The sequence below is a fragment of the Brevundimonas sp. genome, from assembly GCF_050729455.1.
GTDB lineage: Bacteria > Pseudomonadota > Alphaproteobacteria > Caulobacterales > Caulobacteraceae > Brevundimonas.
Genome location: NZ_JBOHLI010000098.1, coordinates 1 through 5,219, shown reverse-complemented (window position 1 = coordinate 5,219; position 5,219 = coordinate 1). Strand labels below are relative to the sequence as shown.

The window sequence follows — 5,219 nt, the reverse complement described above, 5'->3', positions numbered from 1 at the left end:
GCCGTCGCCCTCGGTGGCGCGGCCGGAGGCGCCGTAGCCGACGCCCTGGGCGCGGGCGCCCGCGACCTCGGCGGCGATGGTGCGGACCAGGCCTTCGGACACCTGGCGGGCGGCGTCGACGGTCGAGGCGTGCTTGGCCAGGACGGCCTCGAACGCCTGGGTGGCGGCGACAAGGGCGTCGCGGTCGGCGGCGGGGATGACCGACAGGAAGGCAGGCGCGGCCTTGGCCTGGGCAGACTCGCGGCGATAGAGGTTGGCCAGGTCCTGGGTCTCGGCCATGCCGGCGGCGACGTCCTGGGGCCGGTGGGCGCGGAAGGCGTCGCGCTCAGCGGCCAGGCGTTCGGTCAGGGTTCGGGTCAGGTTGACCAGCTGGCGGGCGCGCAGGGTGGAGGTCTCGACGTCGGCGGTCACGCGGGCTGTTCCTGCATCTTGAGCATCTCGGAGACGACGCTGTCGGCCAGGCCGACGCCGCCGGCCTTGACGGTTTGTTTGGCCATGGCGTCGATCAGGAAACTCCGCCAAGTGGCCTCGCCCTCGCCGCCGCCAAACGGGCCGTCGGTCTGAATGCCCTCGAACATGGGCTTGAGCATCTGCGACAGGAAGCCGGCCTCAAAGGCCTCGGCGGTTTCGCGCATCTGTTCCGGCGATTGGCCGCGCCTTGCGGCAGTCTCGGGCGAACGCAGCAGGTCGGGAGAGACGGAAAGGGCGTCCATTACATCACCTCGATGTCGGCTTGCAGGGCGCCGGCGGCCTTGATGGCTTGCAGGATGCTGATCATGTCGCGCGGGCTGACGCCCAGGGCGTTCAGGCCGTTGACCAGGGTCGAGAGCGAGGCGCCGCCGTTGACGATCCGAATCTGGCGGCCGGTCTCTTCTTCCACGGAGATGTCGGTCTGCGGGACGACGACCGTCTGGCCGCCGCGGCTGAAGGGTTCGGGCTGGCTGACCAGCGGGGTTTCCTGCACCGACACGGTCAGATTGCCCTGGGCGATGGCGACGGTGGAGACGCGGACGGCCTCGCCCATGACGATGACGCCGTTGACCTCGTCGATGATGACCTTGGCCGGGGCGTCGACACGAACCGGCAGGTTCTCGACCTGGCTGACGAAGCCGGCCATGCCGAGGGTCTGGGGCGCGCGGATGGCGACGACGGTGCCGTTCTCGGCAAAGGCGCTGTTGGGATAGGACTGGTTGATGGCGGCGGCGACGCGCTGAGCCGTGGTGAAGTCGGGGTTGCGCAGGGTCAGGCGCACGATGGGCATGGCCGAGAGATCAAAGCCCGTCTCACGCTCGACCACCCCGCCCGAGGCGATGCGGCCGGCGGTCGGCACGCCGCGTGTCACCGAGGAGCCGGAGCCGCCCGAGGCCGAGACGGCGCCGGTCTGGACCGAGCCTTGCGCCACGGCATAGATTTCGCCGTCCGCGCCTTGCAGGGCCGTGACCAGCAGGGTGCCGCCCAGCAGGCTCTTGGCGTCGCCCATGGCCGAGACAGCGACGTCCAGGCGCGAGCCCGGGGTGGCGAAGGGCGGCAGGTCGGCGGTGATCATGACCGCCGCGACGTTCTTGGTGTTCAGGTTGGCGCCGCGGATGTTGACGCCCTGACGCTCCATCATCCCTTCCAGCGACTGGCGGGTGAAGGGCGAGTTGCGAAGCGAGTCGCCGGTGCCGTTCAGGCCGACCACCAGGCCGTAGCCGACCAACTGGTTGGTGCGGACGCCCTCGATGGAGACGATGTCCTTGATCCGCGACTGGGCCTCGGCCGCGTGCGGCGTCGCAGCCAGAATCAGGGCGGCGGAAGCGGAGGCGAGGAGGGCGGTGAGCAACTTCTGCATACGACAGACGTCCTGTGGAGGCGTTCGCGATTAACCATGCGAAGTTTGTGCCGCTATAAAACTTGTTGAAATTCAATGATGCCAGTGTACCGGGCGGTGTTTTGGCGGCAGATTCTGCCGGGTCGTTAACCAAGCGGTGACGGTCCTGGCCGATGGTCCAGACTGATCGGGAGCATTGATCATGAAGGTCACCGGCCCCTCGGGCGCTACATCGACGCAAGGCTCGCGCCCCGCGAAAGCGGCGGGCGGCTTCAGTCTGCCGGCAAGCGGCGCGGCGTCAGGGCCGGCTTCGGCCGCCGCGACTTCGTCCGCTTCCAGCGTGGCGGGCGTATCGGCGCTGATGGCCTTGCAAGGGGTCGAGGACGCCACCGAGCGTCGACGTCGGGCGATCCGCCGCGGCGGCGGGCTTCTGGACCGGCTGGACGAGCTGAAGCTGGCGCTGCTGAACGGCCAGGACGGGGCGCCGGCGCTGGAGCGGCTGGCGCGGACCCTGCGCGAGGAGCGGCCCGAGGACGCCGATCCGGGCCTGAACAGCGTGCTGGACCAGATCGACCTGCGCGCCGCCGTGGAAATGGCCAAGGCGGAAACCGCACGGGCGCGAGCCTAGAAGTCCCGGGAAATGCGGCGGAAACGCCGTGCGAGCGGTTCTGGTGAGGATATTCTGCCACACTGTCGCCGCATTAATGAACCCGTGCCATATCACGGACACGCGAACGCCATTGCCGCGACTCTCTGGCTTGCCTATACGGCCAGTGCGCCGCAGGGGGGCGCAGATAGATGAGCGTGAGTGCGATGAACGCATTAGCGTCTGTGATCGAGGGAGAGTCGGTCGTGTACCGGCCCACCGACGACGAGCCGTTTATGAACGAGCGGCAGTTGGCCTACTTCAAGGCCAAGCTTCTGGCGTGGAAGGACGACATCCTTCGCGAGTCCAAGGGCACTGTCGTTAATCTGAAAGCCGAAACCGAAAACCATCCGGACCTGGTGGACCGGGCCTCGTCGGAATCCGACCGGGCGCTGGAGCTTCGGACCCGCGACCGGCAGCGCAAGCTGATCTCCAAGATCGACGATGCGTTGCGCCGGATCGAGGACGGATCCTACGGCTATTGCGAGGACACCGGCGAACCGATCGGCCTGGGCCGACTGGAAGCGCGGCCGACGGCGACCCTGTCGGTCGAGGCCCAGGAGCGGCATGAACGCCGCGAACGGGTTCACCGCGACGACTGAGCCGACTGTCGCCGGAAGGTGACGAAAAATTCGGGAAAGGTCCCAAGTTGAGCCATGTTGCGCTGCAATATGGAGCGGGTCGGCACGATTTTGCTGTCGGCCTGCTAACTCTACCAAGGATTTCTCATGACCCGTTTTCTCGTCTCCCTGTCGGCTGTCAGCCTGCTGGCCCTGGGCGCCTGCGCTCAGACCTCTGCGCCGAATCCGGAGCCGGTGAAGCCTGGGGTCGGTCGGGCGGTCGAGAAGACCGTTTTCGTGGCGGCTGACGTCCAGCCCTGCACCGCCGGGGTGGCGCGCACGACCTGTCTGCAGGTGCGCGAGGCCGAGGATCAGCCGTGGACGCTGCACTACTTCGGCTATGAGGGCTTCCAGCATCAACCGGGCGTCGAGTATCGCCTGCGCGTTCGCGGCACGCCCGTCGCCAACCCTCCGGCGGACGCCTCGTCGGTGCATTGGTCGCTGATCGAGATTCTGGACCAGAAACCCAAGCGCTGATTGGTTTAGGGCCGTGCGTCTCTTGACTTCGAGAGAGACGTGATCGACCTAGGCCCCTGTCGGAACGGCGTCGCATCCTGCGGGGTGCGACGCCTTTTCGGCGTTTTCAGAGACTGGACGCTCTGCCCGGATCGCCAAGGTTCGCGGCGGGCCGCCCGGCCGCCTTCGCTTTCAGGCTCGCAGGATCCTCATGTCCGTCAAGGTTCGTTTCGCCCCGTCGCCCACGGGTAAGCTGCACGTCGGCAATGTCCGCACCGCTCTGGTGAACTGGCTGTTCGCCAAGGGGCAGGGCGGCTCGTTCGTGCTGCGCATCGACGACACGGACCTGGCGCGTTCGACGCAGGAGTTCGAGGACGGCATCGAGGCCGACCTGACCTGGCTGGGTCTGGTTTGGGACGAGCGCTACAACCAGTCCAAGCGGTTCGACCGCTATGAGGAAGCCGCTGCGCGCCTGAAGGCGTCGGGTCGACTGTACGCCTGCTACGAAACCTCCGAAGAGCTGGATCGTCGCCGCAAGGTGCAGCTGTCGCGCGGTCTGCCGCCGATCTACGACCGCGCCGCGCTGGACCTGACGGACGCCGAGAAGGCCGCCTATGAGGCCGAGGGCCGTCGTCCGCACTGGCGCTTCAAGCTGGAAGGCAAGCGCGTCGCCTGGGAAGACCTGGCGCGCGGCCACGCCGAGGTAGACACCGCCTCGATGTCGGACCCGGTGCTGATCCGCGAGGACGGCCTGTTCCTCTATACGCTGCCGTCGGTCGTCGACGACATCGACATGGACATCACCCACATCATCCGGGGCGAGGACCACGTCACCAACACCGGCGCGCAAATCGAGATCTTCGAGGCCCTGGACGCCAAGGTTCCGGGCTTCGCCCATATGCCGCTGCTGGTCGGCGCCGATGGCGCGGCCCTGTCCAAGCGCCTGGGCTCGCTGTCGATCAGCGACATGCGTGACCAGGGCTATGAGCCGATCGCCATTACCAGCCACCTGGGCAAGATCGGCACCTCGGATAATCTGGAGATCGCGGCTTCGGTCGAGGCTCTGGGTCAGTCTTTCGCCTTCTCCAAGATGGGCCGCTCGCCGGCGCGCTATGACACCGCCGACCTGGATCGCCTGAACGCCCAGGCCCTGCACGGCCTGACCTATGCCGAGGCGCAGCCGCGTCTGGCGGCGCTGGGCGTCGATCTGGGCGAGGGCTTCTGGGAGGCCGTGAAGCCGAACCTGAACAAGTTCGCCGACGTCGCCGACATGGCGAAGATCGTCACCGGGCCGGTCACCCCGGTGATCGAGGACGCGGCCTTCGCCGCCGCGGCGCTGGAGGTCCTGCCCGAGGTCATCAACGCCGGTGCCTGGTCGGCGTGGACGGCGGCGGTGAAGGAGAAGACCGGCGCCAAGGGCAAGGGTCTGTTCATGCCGCTGCGTCTGGCGCTAACCGGACAGGCGCACGGGCCGGACATGGCCGCCATGGCCCCCCTGATCGGTCGCGAAGCCATCGTGCGTCGCCTGAAGGGCGAGGCGGGCTGAGTCTCCAACCCGATCGGATACAAGAAAGGCCGCCTTCCTGCGAAGGCGGCCTTTATCGTTCAGCGCACGTTTCTAGTGCAACCGGGGCTGGATCAGCCGGCGTTGCAGACCGCCAGGGCCTGTTCGTCCAGAGCTTCGCCC

The 5,219-nt window shown here is 67.5% G+C and carries 7 protein-coding genes; 4 read left to right on the top strand and 3 right to left on the bottom strand.

Going from position 1 to position 5,219, the window contains the following annotated elements; translation table 11 throughout:
- The 3 genes from ACREEF_RS15445 to ACREEF_RS15435 form a co-directional block, all read right to left on the bottom strand.
- Positions 1-411 (bottom strand): flagellar basal-body protein FlbY (locus ACREEF_RS15445; RefSeq protein WP_431566455.1); only part of this gene is annotated, 411 nt, incomplete at its 3' end.
- Positions 408-713 carry a rod-binding protein gene (locus ACREEF_RS15440; RefSeq protein ID WP_431566454.1) on the bottom strand — a complete coding sequence of 102 codons (306 nt, stop codon included), beginning with the start codon at positions 711-713 and terminating at the stop codon, positions 408-410. The genes ACREEF_RS15445 and ACREEF_RS15440, both read right to left, overlap by 4 nt.
- Entirely contained in the window at positions 713-1,831 is a 1,119-nt protein-coding gene (locus ACREEF_RS15435; protein WP_431566453.1) for a flagellar basal body P-ring protein FlgI, read from the bottom strand. Before ACREEF_RS15435 ends, ACREEF_RS15440 begins: the two co-directional genes overlap by 1 nt.
- A 181-nt stretch (positions 1,832-2,012) precedes the next feature.
- On the opposite strand from ACREEF_RS15435, the gene ACREEF_RS15430 reads away from it, so the two are divergent.
- The 4 genes from ACREEF_RS15430 (at position 2,013) to gltX (ending at position 5,078) form a co-directional block, all read left to right on the top strand.
- Complete coding sequence (locus ACREEF_RS15430; RefSeq protein WP_431566452.1) at positions 2,013-2,438, top strand: flagellar assembly protein FliX; 426 nt, start codon at positions 2,013-2,015, stop codon at positions 2,436-2,438.
- Positions 2,439-2,623: 185 nt separating this feature from the next.
- Positions 2,624-3,058 (top strand): RNA polymerase-binding protein DksA, encoded by a 435-nt coding sequence (gene dksA / locus ACREEF_RS15425; RefSeq protein WP_431566456.1) that lies wholly within the window; start codon positions 2,624-2,626, stop codon positions 3,056-3,058.
- A 126-nt stretch (positions 3,059-3,184) separates the two neighbouring features.
- On the top strand, positions 3,185-3,553 hold the full coding sequence (locus ACREEF_RS15420; RefSeq protein WP_431566451.1) for a DUF4377 domain-containing protein: 369 nt from the start codon (positions 3,185-3,187) through the stop codon (positions 3,551-3,553).
- A 190-nt stretch (positions 3,554-3,743) separates the two neighbouring features.
- Positions 3,744-5,078 carry a glutamate--tRNA ligase gene (gene gltX, locus ACREEF_RS15415; protein ID WP_431566450.1) on the top strand — a complete coding sequence of 445 codons (1,335 nt, stop codon included), beginning with the start codon at positions 3,744-3,746 and terminating at the stop codon, positions 5,076-5,078.
- The last annotated feature ends 141 nt before the right edge of the window (positions 5,079-5,219 follow it).